This is a genomic window from Pseudomonas citronellolis, from assembly GCF_029335315.1.
GTDB classification, from domain to species: Bacteria; Pseudomonadota; Gammaproteobacteria; order Pseudomonadales; family Pseudomonadaceae; genus Pseudomonas; species Pseudomonas citronellolis_A.
Map to the genome: position 1 here is coordinate 1 of NZ_JARJLT010000213.1, position 16,898 is coordinate 16,898.

22 protein-coding genes are annotated in these 16,898 nt (G+C 68.0%); 5 read left to right on the top strand and 17 right to left on the bottom strand.

Annotation, left to right across the window (positions count from 1 at the left end; all coding sequences use genetic code 11):
- The first annotated feature begins 50 nt into the window (after positions 1 to 50).
- Positions 51 to 377, top strand: coding sequence for a Grx4 family monothiol glutaredoxin (grxD, locus tag P3W75_RS16875; RefSeq protein WP_276228458.1), 327 nt, complete (start codon positions 51 to 53; stop codon positions 375 to 377).
- A 79-nt stretch (positions 378 to 456) separates the two neighbouring features.
- The gene (locus tag P3W75_RS16880) at positions 457 to 1,617 is read left to right on the top strand and encodes an MFS transporter (protein ID WP_276228459.1); all 1,161 of its coding nucleotides are present in this window, start codon (positions 457 to 459) and stop codon (positions 1,615 to 1,617) included.
- Positions 1,618 to 1,657: 40 nt separating this feature from the next.
- On the opposite strand, the gene bfrB is transcribed toward P3W75_RS16880, so the two are convergent.
- From bfrB to pyrC, 4 genes are all read right to left on the bottom strand, one after another.
- Positions 1,658 to 2,134, bottom strand: coding sequence for a bacterioferritin BfrB (gene bfrB / locus P3W75_RS16885; protein ID WP_276228460.1), 477 nt, complete (start codon positions 2,132 to 2,134; stop codon positions 1,658 to 1,660).
- Positions 2,135 to 2,342: 208 nt separating this feature from the next.
- A complete protein-coding gene (locus P3W75_RS16890; protein ID WP_276228461.1) occupies positions 2,343 to 2,558 on the bottom strand; it encodes a bacterioferritin-associated ferredoxin in 216 nt (71 codons plus the stop codon).
- 352 nt (positions 2,559 to 2,910) lie between these two features.
- A complete protein-coding gene (gene rnt / locus P3W75_RS16895) occupies positions 2,911 to 3,585 on the bottom strand; it encodes a ribonuclease T (RefSeq protein ID WP_276228462.1) in 675 nt (224 codons plus the stop codon).
- Positions 3,582 to 4,628, bottom strand: a complete 1,047-nt coding sequence (gene pyrC, locus P3W75_RS16900; protein WP_276228463.1) for a dihydroorotase — start codon at positions 4,626 to 4,628, stop codon at positions 3,582 to 3,584. The genes rnt and pyrC overlap by 4 nt, the downstream gene beginning before the upstream one ends.
- 142 nt (positions 4,629 to 4,770) lie before the next feature.
- Between pyrC and P3W75_RS16905 the strand changes: the two genes are divergently transcribed.
- The 3 genes from P3W75_RS16905 (at position 4,771) to gloA (ending at position 7,591) form a co-directional block, all read left to right on the top strand.
- Positions 4,771 to 5,769 carry a flagellar protein MotY gene (locus tag P3W75_RS16905; RefSeq protein WP_276228464.1) on the top strand — a complete coding sequence of 333 codons (999 nt, stop codon included), beginning with the start codon at positions 4,771 to 4,773 and terminating at the stop codon, positions 5,767 to 5,769.
- Between the two features lie 117 nt (positions 5,770 to 5,886).
- Positions 5,887 to 7,104, top strand: coding sequence for an argininosuccinate synthase (locus tag P3W75_RS16910; protein WP_276228465.1), 1,218 nt, complete (start codon positions 5,887 to 5,889; stop codon positions 7,102 to 7,104).
- A gap of 94 nt (positions 7,105 to 7,198) precedes the next feature.
- Positions 7,199 to 7,591, top strand: a complete 393-nt coding sequence (gene gloA / locus P3W75_RS16915) for a lactoylglutathione lyase (RefSeq protein ID WP_276228466.1) — start codon at positions 7,199 to 7,201, stop codon at positions 7,589 to 7,591.
- A 108-nt stretch (positions 7,592 to 7,699) separates the two neighbouring features.
- Here the strand turns inward: gloA and P3W75_RS16920 are convergent, their stop codons facing one another.
- The 13 genes from P3W75_RS16920 to P3W75_RS16980 all read right to left on the bottom strand — a co-directional run bounded on the left by P3W75_RS16920 (position 7,700) and on the right by P3W75_RS16980 (position 16,786).
- Positions 7,700 to 7,879, bottom strand: coding sequence for a PA3496 family putative envelope integrity protein (locus P3W75_RS16920; RefSeq protein ID WP_276228467.1), 180 nt, complete (start codon positions 7,877 to 7,879; stop codon positions 7,700 to 7,702).
- Positions 7,880 to 7,987: 108 nt separating this feature from the next.
- Positions 7,988 to 8,626: an endonuclease III gene (gene nth, locus P3W75_RS16925; protein ID WP_276228468.1), complete on the bottom strand. Its 639-nt coding sequence runs from the start codon at positions 8,624 to 8,626 to the stop codon at positions 7,988 to 7,990.
- The gene (locus P3W75_RS16930; RefSeq protein WP_276228469.1) at positions 8,623 to 9,330 is read right to left on the bottom strand and encodes an electron transport complex subunit E; all 708 of its coding nucleotides are present in this window, start codon (positions 9,328 to 9,330) and stop codon (positions 8,623 to 8,625) included. Before P3W75_RS16930 ends, nth begins: the two co-directional genes overlap by 4 nt.
- A complete protein-coding gene (gene rsxG, locus P3W75_RS16935; protein WP_276228470.1) occupies positions 9,323 to 9,967 on the bottom strand; it encodes an electron transport complex subunit RsxG in 645 nt (214 codons plus the stop codon). Before rsxG ends, P3W75_RS16930 begins: the two co-directional genes overlap by 8 nt.
- A 1-nt stretch (position 9,968) precedes the next feature.
- Positions 9,969 to 11,006: an RnfABCDGE type electron transport complex subunit D gene (locus tag P3W75_RS16940; protein ID WP_276228471.1), complete on the bottom strand. Its 1,038-nt coding sequence runs from the start codon at positions 11,004 to 11,006 to the stop codon at positions 9,969 to 9,971.
- Between the two features lie 3 nt (positions 11,007 to 11,009).
- A complete protein-coding gene (rsxC, locus tag P3W75_RS16945) occupies positions 11,010 to 13,124 on the bottom strand; it encodes an electron transport complex subunit RsxC (RefSeq protein WP_276228472.1) in 2,115 nt (704 codons plus the stop codon).
- Positions 13,121 to 13,687 carry an electron transport complex subunit RsxB gene (gene rsxB / locus P3W75_RS16950; protein ID WP_276228473.1) on the bottom strand — a complete coding sequence of 189 codons (567 nt, stop codon included), beginning with the start codon at positions 13,685 to 13,687 and terminating at the stop codon, positions 13,121 to 13,123. Before rsxB ends, rsxC begins: the two co-directional genes overlap by 4 nt.
- A complete protein-coding gene (gene rsxA, locus P3W75_RS16955; RefSeq protein ID WP_276228474.1) occupies positions 13,684 to 14,268 on the bottom strand; it encodes an electron transport complex subunit RsxA in 585 nt (194 codons plus the stop codon). The genes rsxB and rsxA overlap by 4 nt, the downstream gene beginning before the upstream one ends.
- Before the next feature lie 31 nt (positions 14,269 to 14,299).
- Entirely contained in the window at positions 14,300 to 14,611 is a 312-nt protein-coding gene (locus P3W75_RS16960) for a CcdB family protein (RefSeq protein ID WP_276228475.1), read from the bottom strand.
- The gene (locus P3W75_RS16965; RefSeq protein WP_276228476.1) at positions 14,611 to 14,856 is read right to left on the bottom strand and encodes a type II toxin-antitoxin system CcdA family antitoxin; all 246 of its coding nucleotides are present in this window, start codon (positions 14,854 to 14,856) and stop codon (positions 14,611 to 14,613) included. Before P3W75_RS16965 ends, P3W75_RS16960 begins: the two co-directional genes overlap by 1 nt.
- Before the next feature lie 65 nt (positions 14,857 to 14,921).
- A complete protein-coding gene (locus P3W75_RS16970) occupies positions 14,922 to 15,311 on the bottom strand; it encodes a DUF350 domain-containing protein (protein WP_276228477.1) in 390 nt (129 codons plus the stop codon).
- Between the two features lie 39 nt (positions 15,312 to 15,350).
- Positions 15,351 to 16,454 carry a glutathionylspermidine synthase family protein gene (locus tag P3W75_RS16975; RefSeq protein WP_276228478.1) on the bottom strand — a complete coding sequence of 368 codons (1,104 nt, stop codon included), beginning with the start codon at positions 16,452 to 16,454 and terminating at the stop codon, positions 15,351 to 15,353.
- 14 nt (positions 16,455 to 16,468) lie between these two features.
- Positions 16,469 to 16,786 carry a hypothetical protein gene (locus P3W75_RS16980; RefSeq protein ID WP_276228479.1) on the bottom strand — a complete coding sequence of 106 codons (318 nt, stop codon included), beginning with the start codon at positions 16,784 to 16,786 and terminating at the stop codon, positions 16,469 to 16,471.
- Between the last annotated feature and the right edge of the window lie 112 nt (positions 16,787 to 16,898).

The following is a 16,898-nucleotide window of genomic DNA, read 5'->3' on the forward strand; positions in this document are numbered from 1 at the left end:
GAAACCGGCCGGCGTGCCGGGCAGTAGCGAAGTTCAGCCGAGGTTAGCCAATGGACATCATCGACACCATCAAAGAGCAGATCGCCAACAACCCCATCCTGCTGTACATGAAAGGTTCGCCGAACGCTCCGCAGTGCGGCTTCTCCGCCCGCGCCGCCCAGGTGCTGATGGCCTGCGGCGAGAAGTTCGCCTACGTGGACATCCTGCAGAACCCGGAAATCCGCGCGAACCTGCCGAAGTACGCCAACTGGCCGACTTTCCCGCAGCTGTGGGTCGGTGGCGAACTGGTCGGGGGTAGCGACATCCTCGCCGAGATGTTCGAGAAGGGTGAACTGCAGCCGCTGATCAAGCAGGCCGTGGGCAACGCCGAAGCCTGATCGCCAGCGCTTCCAGCCTTCCGGAAAACCCCGCGCCCGCGCGGGGTTTTTCATTTGCGCAGGACAAGGATTCACCTCGATGGACGATCGCAAGAAAGCCCGCGCGGCGCGCTGGGCCTGCGCCTTCTGTTTCGGCGCGGGCGGGCTGGTGCAGGGCAGCGTGATGGGCCGGATTCCGGCGCTGAAGAGCCTCACCGGGGTCGACGAACAGGCCCTGGGCCAGGCGCTGCTCGGCGCCGGCCTCGGCGCGCTGCTGGCGTTCACCTTCGCCGGTGCGCTGGTGCGCCGCCTGGGCAGCCGACGGGTCACCCTGTGCAGCGCTGCGGCGCTGTTGCTGGTGTTTCCGCTGCTCGGCCTGTGCCAGGGCTGGTGGGAACTGGCCCTGGCGCTGCTGCTGGTCGGCCTGACCTTCGCCACCCTGGATGTGGCGATGAACACCCAGGCGGTGGAGGTCGAGCGCCTGCTCGGCCGTCCCTGCCTGTCCAGCCTGCATGGCATGTACAGCCTCGGCGGGTTGCTCGGCGCACTGGGCGCCGCGCTGTTGGCGGGGCTCACGCCGTTCTGGCATTTCAGCCTGCTCGCTGCGCTGGCGCTGCTGGCCCTGCCGCTGTTCGGCCGGCGTCTGCTGGACGGGCGTCCCGAGCCGCAGGCCGAAACCCAGCCGCGCCGACGTGGCCTGCGCCTGCCGCCGACCGCGCTGATCGGCCTGGGGCTGTTGACCTTGTTCGCCTTCGTCTCCGAGGGGGCTGTGGCGGACTGGAGCGCGCTGCTGCTGCACAGTGTGCTCGGCGCTTCCGAGCGGGTGGCGGCACTGGGCTTCGCGGCGTTCTCGGCGACCATGGTGATCGGCCGGCTGTTCGGCGATCGCTTGCGCCTGCGCTGCAGTGACGTCGCCCTGGTGCGCGGGCTCAGCCTGCTGGCGATCGCCGGCATGCTGCTGGCGCTGTTCGGCGGACGCGTTGGCTTGTCGGTGGCGGGTTTCGCGCTGGTCGGCCTGGGGCTGTCGGTGGTGGTGCCGATCCTTATCGGCGCCGCCGGCAACCGGCCGGGCGTGGAGCCTTCGCGGGGTGTCGCGGCGGTGGCATCGTTCGGCTATGGCGGGCTGCTGCTGGGGCCGCCGCTGATCGGCATCCTGGCCGAGCATATCGGCCTGCGCATGGCATTGCTGGTAGTGGTGGCGCTGTGCGCTGGGCTGCTGTTGCAGGCGCACCTGGTGCGCCGCCCGCCGCAGGCGGAGTAGGGAAGGGCTGGGGCGCCGCGCGCGGCGGCGCCCGCAGCCATCAGTCGTCTTCGTGCATGTGCGACTGCAGGTAGTTCTCCAGGCCGACCTTCTGGATCAGGCCCAGTTGGGTCTCCAGGTAGTCGATGTGCTCTTCCTCGGACGCGAGGATGTCCTTGAGCAGGTCGCGGCTGACGTAGTCATGCACGCTCTCGCAATGCACGATGGCGTCGCGCAGGTCCTTGGCGGCCTTCATCTCCAGGTTCAGGTCGCACTGCAGCATTTCCTGGGTGTTCTCGCCGACCAGCAGCTTGCCCAGGTCCTGCAGGTTGGGCAGGCCTTCGAGAAAGAGGATGCGTTCGATGAGCTTGTCGGCGTGCTTCATCTCATCGATCGACTCGTGGTACTCGTGCTCGCCGAGGCGCTTGAGGCCCCAGTCGTTCCACATGCGCGAGTGCAGGAAGTACTGGTTGATGGCGATCAGCTCGTTACCGAGGACCTTGTTCAGATGCTGGATGACTTTCTTGTCGCCTTTCATGCCGAGTCCTGCCGTGTGGAGAGGGGTAGGACTGGAAGTGTGGGCTCCTTATAACCTTATGTCAAACGTAAGCTATTGATTTCGTTATAAAAAGGAATATGAATACGAATGTTTTCATCTTGCAGTTAGACGCTAACTTCTTGAATTTCGGGCATAAAAAAACCGGGCCAGGGCCCGGTTCCTTGGTCGTATGCCGAATCGGCATCGATCAGCTGGCGGCGTAGGCCAGCGAATAATTCATCGATTGCGCACCCTGCAGGTCACCAAGGGTGTCGCGAACCACCTGCTTGGCGAGGCAGGCGCATTTCCCGCACTGGGTGCCGACACCGGTGCTTTCGCGTACTTCGCGGTAGCTGCAGCAACCTTCGTAGATCGCATCGCGGATCTGGGTATCGGTGACACCTTGGCAGAGGCATACGTACATGGAGGGCACTACTGATCTGGGGGCGTTGGTGGCGATACTAATGTTAATGAGAATGATTGTCAAAGTTTCCTGGGCGGGTTTTCGAGGGGCTGACAAACGGTCTTTTCGAACAAGGACTTGGCGCGCAGGAGGGGCTGAAACGGGGTGGTGCGGCATTCCCCGGCACGGGGATTCCGGCTCACTCTAAGGGCGCCTGGCGGGCCCGGCAATAGCCGCTGACGGCTTGCCGACGGATTGCTGAGAGCGGCGTGGGCCGTGCTTCGACACAGGCGCCGGCGCTCCTACGGGGTGGCGGGCATGAAAAAGCCCCGCGTCGGCGGGGCTTGTTCAGGGATGCGATGCAAGGCGACGATCAGTCGTCGTCTTCCATCCAGCCGCCGCATTCCTTCCAGCGGTTGACGATGCCGCAGAACAGCTCGGCGGTCTTCTCGGTGTCGTAGCGTGCCGAGTGCGCCTCGCGGTTGTCGAACTCCATGCCGGCGGCCTGGCAGGCCTTGGCCAGCACCGTCTGGCCATAGGCGAGGCCGGCCAGGGTGGCGGTGTCGAAGCTGGAGAACGGGTGGAACGGGTTGCGTTTCAGGCCGGTGCGGTTCACCGCGGCGTTGAGGAAGCCCAGGTCGAAGCTGCTGTTGTGCCCGACCAGGATCGCGCGCTTGCAGCCGTTGGCCTTCAGCGACTTGCGTACGCCACGGAAGATCTCGGTGAGCGCCTGCTCCTCGGACACCGCCATGCGCAGCGGGTGGTCGAGCTTGATGCCGGTGAACTCCAGGGCCGCCGCCTCGATGTTGGCGCCCTCGAAGGGCTCGACGCGGAAGAAGTGGGTGTGTTCCGGGAACAGGAAGCCACTTTCGTCCATGCCGATGGTCACCGCGGCGATTTCCAGCAGGGCGTCGGTGGCGGAGTTGAAGCCGCCGGTCTCGACGTCCACCACCACCGGCAGGTAGCCACGGAAGCGGCGCGCCATCGGTTGGCGCGGGCCGCTGGGGAAGTTGCCGTCGAACTCTTCTTCGTACTGCTCTTCGCTCATGCGCCGGCCTCCAGCAAGCGCCAGCGCAGCTTCTCGCCGGCACGCAGGGGCACGACTTCGAGGTCGCCGAAGGGCAGGCTGGCGGGCGCCGTCCATTCGTCGCGAACCAGGGTGATGCTGTCGGCGTTGCGCGGCAGGCCGTAGAAGTCCGGGCCGTGGAAGCTGGCGAAGGCTTCCAGCTTGTCCAGCGCATTGCGCTGTTCGAAGGCCTCGGCGTACAGCTCGATGGCGGCGTAGGCGGTGTAGCAGCCGGCGCAGCCGCAGGCGGCTTCCTTGGCGTGGCGCGCGTGGGGCGCCGAGTCGGTGCCGAGGAAGAATTTCGGGCTGCCGCTTACGGCCGCATCCAGCAGGGCTTCCTGGTGGGTGTTGCGCTTGAGGATCGGCAGGCAATAGAAGTGCGGGCGAATACCGCCGACCAGCATGTGGTTGCGGTTATACAGCAGGTGGTGGGCGGTGATGGTGGCGCCGACGTTGGCCGGGGCGGCCTTGACGAACTGCGCGGCGTCGCCGGTGGTGATGTGCTCGAAGACCACCTTGAGGGTCGGGAAACGCTCGACCACGCGGGCCAGGTGTTCGTCGATGAAGCGCTTCTCGCGGTCGAACACGTCGACCTCGGCGCGGGTCACCTCGCCATGCACCAGCAGCGGCAGGCCGACTTCGGCCATGGCTTCGAGCACGTGGAAGATGTTGTCGATGCTGGTCACGCCGGAGTCGGAGTTGGTGGTGGCCCCGGCCGGGTACAGCTTGGCCGCGTGGACGAAACCGCTGGCCTTGGCGGCGCGCACGTCTTCGGCGCTGGTGCGGTCGGTGAGGTAGAGCACCATCAGCGGCTCGAAGCGGCTGCCGGCCGGGCGCGCGGCGAGGATGCGCTGGCGGTAGGCGTCGGCCTCGTCGGCGTTGCGCACCGGCGGTACCAGGTTGGGCATGATGATGGCGCGGCCGAAGGTGCGGGCGGCATCGCCGACGGTCTGGGCGAGGGCGGCGCCGTCGCGCAGGTGGATGTGCCAGTCGTCGGGGCGCAGCAGGGTCAGGCGGTCGGACATGGGGATACCAGAAGCGTCTTGCAGCGGGAATAAGAAGTGGGGAAATGCTACCGGAAAAGCCCGTCGCCGGCACTCGCTATCAAGTTTTGCCGAGCCCTTCCGATATCTCCTGGGTACTTCCCAGCATGACCCGGAGCCGTCCGTGCGCCATTCCTACCTTCTCCTGCTCGGCCTTTGCGCCAGCCTGCCGACCTGGGGGCTGACCTTCCAGACGCGCCTGGAGAACGCCCAGTGGACGGCGGCCGGCGACCAGTTCGAGTGCCGCCTGTCGCAGCAGGTGGCCGGCTTCGGCGTCGGCGAGTTCGTCTGGCGCGCCGGCGAGCAGCCGACCTTCCGCCTCAAGCCGCAGCGCAACTGGCTCGGCGGCGGCTCGGCGACCCTCCTGGCCGCCGCCGCGCCCTGGCGCCCGGCGCAGGGTGACATCAACCTGGGTTCGGTGAGCCTGGTGGCCGGCGAGGTGCCCTTCACCAGCAGCCAGCAGCAGGCCGGGCGTCTGCTCGATGGCGTGCTGGAAGGGCGCAGCCCCGAGGTGCGCCTGCGTTCCACGTCCGGCCAGGACCTGCGTGTGCGTCTGCTGCCGACGCGCTTCGCCGACGGCTACGCGCAGCTGCAGGACTGTTCGGCGAAAATGCTCGCGGTGAACTTCGAGCAGATCCGCCAGGCGCAGGTCGGTTTCCCCGGCGGTGGTGATGCCCTCGACGATGTGGCCAAGGCCAAGCTGGACATCATCCTGCAGTACCTCAAGGCCGACCCGACGGTGAACCGCATCGAGCTGGACGGTCATTCCGACAACGCCGGCAATCGCCTGAGCAACCGCGACATCTCGCGCCGCCGCGCGGTGGCGGTGATGGAGTACCTGAAGGCCAACGGCGTGCCGGAGAACCAGATCACCGTGCGCTTCTACGGCGAGCGCTACCCCCTGGCGAAGAACAACACCGAGGCCAACCGCGCGCGCAACCGCCGGGTCACCGTGCACCTGTCGCGCGAGGCGCTGCAGGAGGCGCCGCCGCCCAGCGTCGCGCCGAACGCCACGCCCCCCGCCACGCCGGCTCCCGCGCAGGCCGCGCCACAGGCCAAGGCGCCGGCGGGAAACCTGCCGGCTTCGGCACCGCTGGGGCAGTCGAGCGCCCGCGGCGCCTAGTCGCACCCTCGATAGAATCTGTCGCTTTGTCGTCAAAAGCTGTCGCCCCTCTGTAATTTACCGAAGCGCGGCAGTAGAATCGGGGGTTTTCGTGACAACCCCCCGTGGAGTGATGGCATGGCGGACGTGAAGAAGGTAGTCCTGGCGTATTCCGGTGGCCTGGATACCTCGGTGATTCTGAAGTGGCTGCAGGACACTTATAACTGCGAAGTAGTGACCTTTACCGCCGACCTCGGCCAGGGCGAGGAGGTCGAGCCGGCCCGCGCCAAGGCACAGGCCATGGGCGTGAAGGAAATCTACATCGACGACCTGCGCGAAGAGTTCGTCCGTGATTTCGTGTTCCCGATGTTCCGCGCCAACACCGTCTACGAAGGCGAGTACCTGCTGGGTACCTCCATCGCCCGCCCGCTGATCGCCAAGCGCCTGATCGAGATCGCCAACGAGACCGGCGCCGACGCCATCTCCCATGGCGCCACCGGCAAGGGCAACGACCAGGTGCGTTTCGAGCTGGGCGCCTACGCGCTGAAGCCGGGCGTCAAGGTCATCGCGCCCTGGCGCGAGTGGGACCTGCTGTCCCGCGAGAAGCTGATGGACTACGCCGAGAAGCACCAGATCCCGATCGAGCGCCACGGCAAGAAGAAGTCCCCGTACTCCATGGACGCCAACCTGCTGCACATCTCCTATGAAGGCGGCGTGCTGGAGGACACCTGGACCGAGCACGAAGAGGACATGTGGAAGTGGACCGTCTCCCCGGAGAAGGCCCCCGACACCGCGACCTACATCGAGCTGACCTACCGCAACGGCGACATCGTCGCCATCGACGGCAAGGACATGACCCCGGCGCAGGTGCTCACCGAGCTGAACCGCGTCGGCGGCATCAACGGCATCGGCCGTCTCGACATCGTCGAGAACCGCTATGTCGGCATGAAGTCCCGCGGCTGCTACGAGACCCCCGGCGGCACCATCATGCTCAAGGCCCACCGCGCGATCGAATCGATCACCCTGGACCGCGAAGTCGCTCACCTGAAAGACGAGCTGATGCCCAAGTACGCCAAGCTGATCTACACCGGCTACTGGTGGAGCCCGGAGCGTCAGATGCTGCAGCAGATGATCGACGCCTCCCAGGCCAACGTGAACGGTGTGGTGCGCCTGAAGCTGTACAAGGGCAACGTCATCGTGGTCGGCCGCAAGTCCGACGACTCGCTGTTCGACGCCAACATCGCGACCTTCGAGGAAGACGGCGGCGCCTACAACCAGGCCGACGCGGCTGGCTTCATCAAGCTCAACGCGCTGCGCATGCGCATCGCCGCGAACAAGGGCCGCAAGCTGTTCTGATAAGCTTGCACGCCTGAGCCAGACAAGCCCCGGCCACGAGCCGGGGTTTGCTTTTTATGCGCCCGAAACGGGCCGGATGAGGAGAACGACACCCATGAGACTGCTGCATACCATGCTGCGCGTCGGCGACCTGGACAAGTCCATCGCCTTCTACACCGAAGTCCTGGGCATGACCCTGCTGCGTCGCAAGGACTACCCGGACGGGCAGTTCACCCTGGCCTTCGTCGGCTACGGCGCCGAGGACGAGAACAGCGTCATCGAGCTGACCCACAACTGGGGCGTGGACACGTACGAGCTGGGCACCGCCTACGGCCACATCGCCCTGGAAGTGAACGACGTCTACAAGGCCTGCGAGGACATCCGTTCGCGCGGCGGCAAGATCACCCGCGAGCCGGGCCCGATGAAGCACGGCACCAGCATCCTGGCCTTCGTCGAAGACCCGGACGGCTACAAGATCGAGCTGCTGTCGCCGCAGCGCAAGGACTGAAGGCGCGTCGCCGGCCCCGCGCGCAGCGGGCCGGACGGCCGCCGGAAAGACGAAGCCCCGCCAGAGTGCGGGGCTTTTTCATGTACGGGCGGAGCTTATGCGGGGAGCTTAGAGATCGAAATCGTAGTCCGACAGCTGGCGCTGCAGGCGGCGCTCCTCGAGGTAGTTGTCGATGATGCGGCGCTTGGTCAGGTTGGTCTTGGCGACTTCGGGGCCGGCCTCGACGCTGTCGTCGGCGTCGTCGCTGCTCACTTCGTCTTCGAGCTCGAGGTCTTCTTTATCTGCCATAACGATCACTCCAGCATGCGGGGTGTGCTTGGCGCCCCTTATAGCGACAAAGCTCGGGGCGGTAAAAAAGATTTTTTCAATGAGCGCTGATGCTTTTGACGATAGCACTCAATCGTCGGAAGTCTTGTGCTTGAACTCGCACAGGTCCTCGATGCGGCAACTGCCGCACTGCGGCTTGCGCGCCTTGCAGACGTAGCGTCCGTGCAGGATCAGCCAGTGGTGGGCGTCCATCAGGTATTCGCGGGGCACGAATTTCAGGAGTTTCCGCTCCACCTCCAGCACGTTCTTCCCCGGCGCGATATTGGTGCGGTTGGCGACGCGGAAAATATGCGTGTCCACGGCCATGGCCACTTGGCGGAAGGCGGTGTTGAGCACCACGTTGGCGGTCTTGCGGCCGACGCCGGGCAGCGCTTCCAGGTCCTCGCGGTTCTCCGGCACCTTGCCGTCGTGCTTCTCGACCAGGATGCGGCAGGTCTCGATGACGTTCTTCGCCTTGCTGTTGTAGAGGCCGATGGTCTTGATGTACTCCGACAGCCCCTCGACACCCAGGGCGTGGATGGCCTCCGGGGTGTTGGCCACCGGGTAGAGCTTCGCCGTGGCCTTGTTCACCCCGACGTCGGTGGCCTGGGCGGAGAGGATCACCGCGATCAGCAGCTCGAAGGGGCTGCTGTAGGCCAGTTCGGTCTCGGGGGCGGGGTTGTCTTCTTGCAGACGGCGGAAAATCTCCGCGCGCTTGGCGGCATTCATTCGATCACTCCGGTCACGCGGACGCGCTGGCGCTCATTGGCGGGTACGTCGCCCGCCTGCGCCTTGGCGCGTTCCGCCAGGCTTTCATCGATACGGTTCTTCAAGGCGATCAGCAGGCCCAGCACCAGGAACGCGCCGGGCGGCAGCACGGCCAGCAGGAAACCCTGGTAGTCGGGGATCTGCAGCTTCCAGCCGGCGGCGGCCGGGCCGAACAGCAGGTCCATGCCGGCCAGCAGGGTGCCGTGGCCGATCAGTTCGCGCAAGGTGCCCACGGCCAGCAGCACCAGGGCGAAGCCGGTGCCGGTCAGCAGCCCGTCGAAGGCCGCGCGGGCGACGCCGTTGCGCGCGGCGAAGGCCTCGGCGCGGCCGAGGATCACGCAGTTGGTGGTGATCAGCGGGATGAAGATACCCAGCACCTGGTACAGCTCGTAGGTCCAGGCCTGCATCAGCAGCTCGATGCAGGTGGTCAGCGCGGCGATGATCAGCACGAACACCGGTAGGCGCACCGCCTCGCCGACCCAGCGCCGCGAGGCGGAGATGGCGGCGTTGGAGCAGGCCAGCACGAAGAGGGTCGCCAGGCCCAGGCCGAGGGCGTTGACCATGGAGTTGCTGGTGCCCAGCAGCGGGCACAGGCCCAGCAGCTGGACCAGGCCCGGGTTGTTCTTCCACAGGCCCTGCACGGCGATCTCGCGGTAGCTATTCATGGCTCGTGCCTCCCGACGCCGGCGCCAGCAGCTCGGCCCGGTGCGCGTCGAAGTATTGCAGCGCCTTGTGCGTGGCCTTGACCACCGCGCGCGGGGTGACGGTGGCGCCGGCGAACTGGTCGAACTGGCCACCGTCCTTCTTCACCTTCCAGCCGGCCTCGTCGGGCGAGGCCAGCGAGCGGCCGTCGAACTCGTGCAGCCAGTCGCTCTTGCCCGGCTCGATCTTGTCGCCCAGGCCCGGGGTTTCCTTGTGCGCCACCACGCGCACGCCGAGCAGGCGGCCTTCGGCGCTGACCCCGACCAGCAGCTCGATGGCGCCACTGTAGCCGTCCGGCGCGGTGGCCGGGAGAATCACCCCGGTGGCGCGGCCTTGCAGGCGGGCGACGAAGGCCGAGGCCGGTTGCGCCTTGCCCAGCAGCTTGGGGTCGAAGACCTCGACCGGCGCGTCCAGCGGATGATTGTCGTAGCTGCCATGGGGCAGCAGTTCCAGCAGCAGGCGCCCGCGTGCTTCGCGCTGGGCCTGTTCGATACGCGCCTGGGTGAACTGGTGGACGACCGCCACCAGGCCTACGCAGAGCACCGCGAAGGCTCCCAGCAGCAGGGCGTTCTTCAACATGGCGCGGCGGCTGTCGGCCATCTCATTCCCCCAGCTTGAAGCCGCGCTTGGGCTTCTTGTGCCCGTAGGTGCGCGGGCGGGTGTAGTAGTCGATGGTCGGCGCCGCCAGGTTCATCAGCAGCACGGCGAAGGCCACGCCGTCGGGGTAGCCGCCCCAGGCGCGGATCACGTAGGTGATGACGCCGACGCCAAGGCCGAACACCAGGCGCCCACGGGTGCTGGTGGCGCCGGAGACCGGGTCGGTAACGATGAAGAAGGCGCCGAGCATGGCCGCGCCGCTGAACAGGTGGAACAGCGGCGAGCCGTGGGAATCGGAGCCGGAGCCGTTCCAGAACAGCAGGCTCATGACGAACAGGCCGCCGAGCATGCCCAGCGGCGCGTGCCAGGTGAACAGCTTGCGCCAGAGCAGGTACAGGCCGCCGGCGAGGAAGGCCAGGTTGACCAGCTCGACGCCGCGCCCGCCGACATGGCCGAAGGCCGCGCTTTGGGTTACCAGCTCGTCGATGGTCAGGCTGTGGTTGTTCTTCAGCACGTCGAGGGCGGTGGCGCCGGCCCAGGCGTCCGGTGGCGGCGCGCCCAGGCCGAGGATGCGCGACAGGCCGTCGAGCAGCCCGAGGCCGGCATCGGGGCTGGGCCAACGGGTCATTTCCAGCGGGAAGGACACCAGTACCACGACATAGCCGAGCATCGCCGGGTTGAACGGGTTCTGCCCGAGGCCGCCATACAGGTGCTTGCCGAACACCAGGGCGAAGGCGCTGGCCACCAGGCTCAGCCACCAGGGCGCGTAAGGCGGCAGGGCCAGGGCCAGGAGCACGGCGGTGACCAGCGCGCTGCCGTCCGTGAGGAACACCTCCAGCGGGCGCTTGCGCAGACGCAGCATCAGCGCCTCGGTGCCCAGGGCCACGGCCGAGCACCAGAGCAGGTTGAACAGCGGGCCGACGCCGTACAGGGCGATCAGCGCGAGGGCGCCCGGCACCAGGGCGGCGAGCACCTGCAGCATGACCTTCTGCGTACGGTTGGCGCCGGTGGCGTGGGGCGAGGAAAAGCGCGGCAGGGCCATGGGTCACTCCGTATCGCGCGCGGCCAGCGCGCTTTCCGCCGTCGCCAGGCGCTCGCGCGCGGCGTCCAGGCGGGCTTGGTCGGCACCTTCGCGTTCGAGCTTCTTGAGGTCGGCGCGGGCGTAGGCCAGTTCGGTCTTGAGGGCGCGGGTGGCGGTGTCCACCGGGCGCTTGTCGATGCGTTGCAGGTCCGGCGCCGGCTTGCCGCTGGCGTCCTCGGCGGCGTGCAGGGCCTGTTCGGCGTCGGCCAGGGCCTGGCGCAGCGGCGCCAGCTCCGCCTCGGCGGCAGCGTTCTGCTCGGCCCTCTTCAGTTCGGCGCGGCGGGTGGCCAGGGCGATCTTGGCCTTCTTCAGTTGCGCCATGCCGTCGGTGGCGGGCGGAGCGGCGGGCGCGGGCTCGGCCTCGGCGGCGGGCGCGGGCTCGGCCTCGGCGGCGGCGAGGGCCAGGCGTGCCTGTTCGGCGGCCTCGCGCAGGGTCTCGACCTGGGCGCGCAGTTGTTCGGTGTCGTGGCTGGCCAGCTGCTTTTCGGCCTTTTGCAGGGCCACGCGGGCCATGCTGGCGTCGATCTTCAGCCGCTTGAGGTCGGTGCCGGCGTTGCCCACGGCCTTCTCCGCCTTCACCCGTTCGATGATCGCTTGCGGCGCTTCCGCCACCGGCGCGGTGGCCTGGGCCTCGCGGGCGCGGGCGGCGCGCTGATGGCGGGCCTGGCGTTCCTCGGCTTTGCGCGCCTCCTCGCGGCGCAGGCGCTCCTGGCGCTGTTCGAAGCGCAGGCGCGAGTGCTCGGCCTTCTGCTGCTTGAGTTGCTGCTCGCGGATGTCGGCCTTGGCCGCGCGGTAGTACTGCACCAGGGGAATGCTGGAGGGGCAGACGTAGGCACAGGCGCCGCACTCGATGCAGTCGAACAGGTCGTGGGCCTGCAACTGCTCATGGTCGCCGCCCAGGGCGAAGAAGTGCAGCTGCTGCGGCAACAGGCTGGCCGGGCAGGCCTGGGCGCAGTCGCCGCAGCGGATGCACGGCAGCGCCGGCGGCGGCGTCGGCAGTTCGCTGGCGCTCGCGGCCAGCAGGCAGTTGGCGGTCTTGATCAGCGGCGCGCCGGTGTCGCCCAGGCTCACGCCCATCAGCGGGCCGCCCATGATCAGGCGGCCGAGCCGGGTCGGGTCGAGCCCGGCGAAGGCCAGCAGCTCGCCGATCGGCGTGCCCAGCAGCGCCTCGACGTTCATCGGCCGCGCCAGGGCTTCGCCGGTCAGGGTGGTGATGCGTGAGATCAGCGGCCGGCCGAGCAGCACCGCGTCGCGCAGGGCCACGGCGCTGCCGACGTTGACGCAGACCATGCCGATGTCCGCCGGCAGCCCGCCGCTGGGGACTTCGCGGCCGCTGAGCAGCTGGATCAGCTGGCGCTCGCCGCCGGACGGGTACTTGGTCGGCACCACGCGCAGCTCGATGGGTCGCTCGCCGATGGCCAGGCGCAGTGCCTCGATGGCCTGGGGCTTGTCGTCCTCGATGCCGAGCAGCACCTGCTGTGGTTGCAGCAGGTGGCTGAGAATCTCGATGCCTTCCACCAACTCGGCGGCGCGCTCGCGCATCAGCATGTCGTCGGCGCTGATGTAGGGCTCGCACTCGGCGCCGTTGATCACCAGGGTGTGCAGGTCTTCCGCCGCGCGGGCGGCCAGCTTGGCGGCGGTGGGGAAGCCGGCACCGCCGAGCCCGGCGATGCCGGCGTCGCGGATGCGTTGCAGCAGCGCTGCGGGGCTTTCCTGGCGGTAGTCCGCGCAGGGTTGCAGCGGCGCCCACTCATCCTGGCCGTCGGCGTCGATGACGATGGCCTCGGCCAGCAGGCCGGAGGGGTGTGGATAAGCCTGCTCGCCGATGGCGACCACGGTGCCGGAGGTCGGCGCGTGCACGGCGGCGCTGATGGCGCTGCCGGGGCTGGCGATCATCTGGCCCTTGAGCACCCGTTCGCCGATGTCCACGCAGGGCAGGGCGGGCGCGCCGGTGTGCTGCTGCAAGGGCAGGATCAGGCGCGCCGGCAGCGGCGCGCGGACGATCGGGCCGGCGGTGGCGCTTTCCTTGCGCGGCGGCAGGTGCAGGCCGCCGGGGAAGTCCCAGACCTTGGCGTTCATGCGGCGCGCTCCCGATCGCTGGCGATCAGCCGCGTCGGTGGCAGCGGCCATTTCCAGTCGCGCACGCCGACTTCCACGTCGAGCATGTCGATGCAGTCCACCGGGCAGGGCTCCATGCACAGGTCGCAGCCGGTGCATTCGGCGACGATCACCGTGTGCATCTGCCGCGCGGCGCCGACGATGGCGTCCACCGGGCAGGCCTGGATGCACTTGGTGCAGCCGATGCATTCGGCTTCGCGGATGAAGGCCACGCGCGGCGGGGTCTCCGCCGGGGCGTCGAGGGGCGGCGCGTCGATTTCGAACAGGTCGGCGAGGGCGGCGATGGTGGCGCTGCCGCCGGGCGGGCACTTGTTGATCGCGTCGCCCTGGACGATGGCCTCGGCGTAGGGCTTGCAGCCGGCGTAGCCGCACTGGCCGCACTGGGTCTGCGGCAGCAGGGCGTTGACCTGCTCGGCCAGCGGGTCGCCCTCGACCCGGTAGCGCACCGCCGCATAGCCGAGCAGAGCGCCGCTGGCCAGGCACAGCGCCAGCAGCACGCCGACCGCGAGGAATACGGCGCTCATAGCTTGATCAGCCCGGTGAAGCCCATGAACGCCAGCGACATCAGGCCGGCGGTGATCATGCCGATGGCCGCGCCCTGGAACGGCTTGGGCACGTCGGCGATGGCGATGCGCTCGCGCAGCGCGGCGAACAGCACCAGCACCAGGGAGAAGCCCAGGCCGGCGCCGAAGCCTTGCGCGGTGGACTGGATGAAGCCGTACTCGGGCTTGTTGGCGTTGAGCAGGGCCACGCCGAGGACGATGCAGTTGGTGGTGATCAGCGGCAGGAAGATACCCAGCACGCGGTACAGCAGCGGGCTGCTCTTCTTCACCAGCAGCTCGGTGAACTGCACCACCACGGCGATCACCAGGATGAAGCCGATGGTGCGCAGGTACTCCAGGTCCAGCGGGCGCAGCACGTAGCGCTGCAGGATGTAGCTGCAGATCGAGGCCAGGGTCAGCACGAAGGTGGTGGCCAGGGCCAGGCCGATGGCCGTCTCGATCTTGCGCGACACGCCCATGAACGGGCACAGGCCGAGGAACTGCACCAGCACGAAGTTGTTGACCAGGATGGCGCTGACCAGGATCAGGGCGAGTTCGCTCATGGCAGGGCGCCTTGGATGGGCTCGGGCATGCTCAGATTCCCGTGATCAGCAGGTCGATGGCGGCGATGATGTCGGGCCGCAGGTGTTCCAGGTTGCCGACCGGCTCGCCCAGGTCGCGGCGGGAGATGCCGGCCATCTGCGGGGTCAGCAGCAACAGCTGTTCGCCTTCCACCGTGATTTCCGGCATCAACCGGCTGATGCCGGCCAGGCCCTTGCCGCGGCTGAGCGGGATCACCATGCGGGTGTTCAGTGCAGCGAGCAGGTCGCTCTGCACGTCCAGCAGCAGCGGGATGTCCTCGCGGCTGCGCGGGCTGGGGTTGCGATAGAGGTCGAACTGCCGCATCAGAAGCTCCGCAGATCGTCGCTGAAGGCTCCGGACTGCTCCACATGCTGATTGTAGGCGTCGATGGCCTGGCGGTTCTGTTCCAGCCAGCGTTGCTCCAGGCGTTCGCGCACCACGTCGGCCAGCGCTTCCTCGAGCACCGCCGAGAGGTTCACGTCCAGCTCGCGGGCCTGCTTGAGCAGGTCGCTGTTCAGGCTGAGGTTGGTGGCTTTCTTCGGGGCTTGGGGATCGTAGGTCGTGTGCATGGGAACCTCCGAGACGAATGCGCATAGATTATGCGCATGGCGTCTCGGGAGCAATCGCCGGGGCGTCAGTAGACCATGCAGGCGGCGTTGAGCAGGCCCACGCTCAGCGAGCAGCCGCCGAGGAACACGCCGTGGGCCAGGGTGTCGCCTGCAATGCCGGCCTTGAGCTCCGGCACCAGGCGCGAGATGCCCAGGTAGACCAGGGCCTGTACCAGCATGGCCACCAGGCCCCAGAGCAGCATGTCGCGCAGGCCGACGCTGTTGGCGATGGCGCTGGCCAGCGGCAGCGCGAAGCCGAGCAGGGCCCCGACCAGGGCGGTGGCGGCGCTCAGGTTGCCCTGGCGGATCAGGCGGATTTCCGCGTAGGGCGTCAGGCGGATGTAGAGGCTGGCGAACAGGCCGAACAGCGCCAGGGCGGCGGCCAGGTAGACGACGAAGTTGGGCAACAGATCCATGGGGGTTCCTCGCGGCGCGCTGCGGGCGCCGCCGTTGGTTCAGTCGATGAAGTAGTGCGGCACGAAGCGGCTGCTGTCGCGGGTGATGGGGCTGGCGTCCTCGCGGATGCCCAGGCCCGCGGCCTGTTCGCCGACCATCCAGCAGCCGAGCACGGCGTGGCTGCCGGCGTATTCGGCCAGCGGCGCGTAGGCCTGGTAGATGCAGGGGGCATCGGCGTGGGGGCCGTCGCTTTCCAGGCGCAGGTCGGCGGCGACGATGCGGATGTTCTGGCCCTCGCGGGCATACAACGGCTTGCGCACGTAGGCGCCGGGCAGGTCGTCGCGGAAGCTGGCCGGCAGCAGGTTCGGGTGGCCGGGGTTGAGTTGCCAGAGGATCGGCAGCATGGCCTTGCTCGACAGCAACAGCTTCCAGGCCGGCTCGACGAAGCGGATGCCGCTGCGCTCGACGTGCCGGCCGAAGTCGTCCTGCATCAGCCATTCCCAGGGGTAGAGCTTGAAGCAGTGGCGGATGTCCTGTTCGTACTGATCGACGAAGGTGCCGCGCCCGGCGTGGTGGCCGATGAACTCGATGGGCAGGTAGTGCGTCTGCAGGCCTGCCTGGCGCGCGGTGTCCTGCAGGTAGAGGGCGTTGCCGGTGTCTTCCTCGTGGCCGTCGATGGCGCAGAAGTGCACCGGGCCGTCCGGGGCGATGGCGCGCCAGCGTGCGATCAGCTTCTCGTGCAGCGAGTTGAACTGGTCGGCGGCCGGGTTCAGGTCGTTCAGCCAGTGCCATTGCACCACGCTGGCTTCCAGCAGGCCGGTGGGCGTGTCGGCGTTGTACTCCAGCAGCTTGGGCTGGCCGCTGCCGTCCCAGGAGAAGTCGAAGCGCCCGTACAGGCTCGGGTCCTGGCGGCGCCAGGAGCGCACGGCTTCCTCGATGGCGGCCTCGGGCAGGGCGAAGGGCGCGAAGTGTTCGTGGGCGATCACCCAGTCCAGCGCCTCCAGGTAACGCTGGTGCAGGTCTTCGCTCGCGGCTTCCAGCGTCTCGACCTGCGCCAGGGTGAATTCGTAGGCGACCGATTCGTCCCAGTAGCGCCCGTCGATGCTGTGGAAGGTGAAGCCGACCGCCTCGCAGCGCTCGCGCCAGTCCGGCCGCGGTTGCATGGCCAGGCGCCGCATCAGCCGCCCCCGGAGAAGCGCGCCCCGGACGAGCCGAAGCCGCCGCGGCCGATCAGTTGCCGCGACTGTACCTGGAAGCTTTGCGCGGTGCGTGGGCGCGAGCCTTCCTCGTAACTGGGGCCGTAGTAGCCGCGCCCGCCATAGCCGCCGCCGCCGCCGCTGGAAGACTCGGGCTCGCAGGCGTTGGGCGTGGCGCCCCAGTCCTTCAGGCAATCTTCGCGGGAGGCGTAGCGGTCGCGGTAGACCGGGTTGTGGTGGAGCATGGCCACCACCACGCCGCCGGTGAGCAGGGTGGCGACGACGTTGGATTTCTTCATGGCCGGCGAACCGGCGCGGGGATGGGGTGGGGCATCGGCGGTTCCTTGCGCGGGGCTGTCCTTTTTCGGTGGGCGAGTCTAGCGGGGCGGCACGGCTGGCGGTAGTGAAATC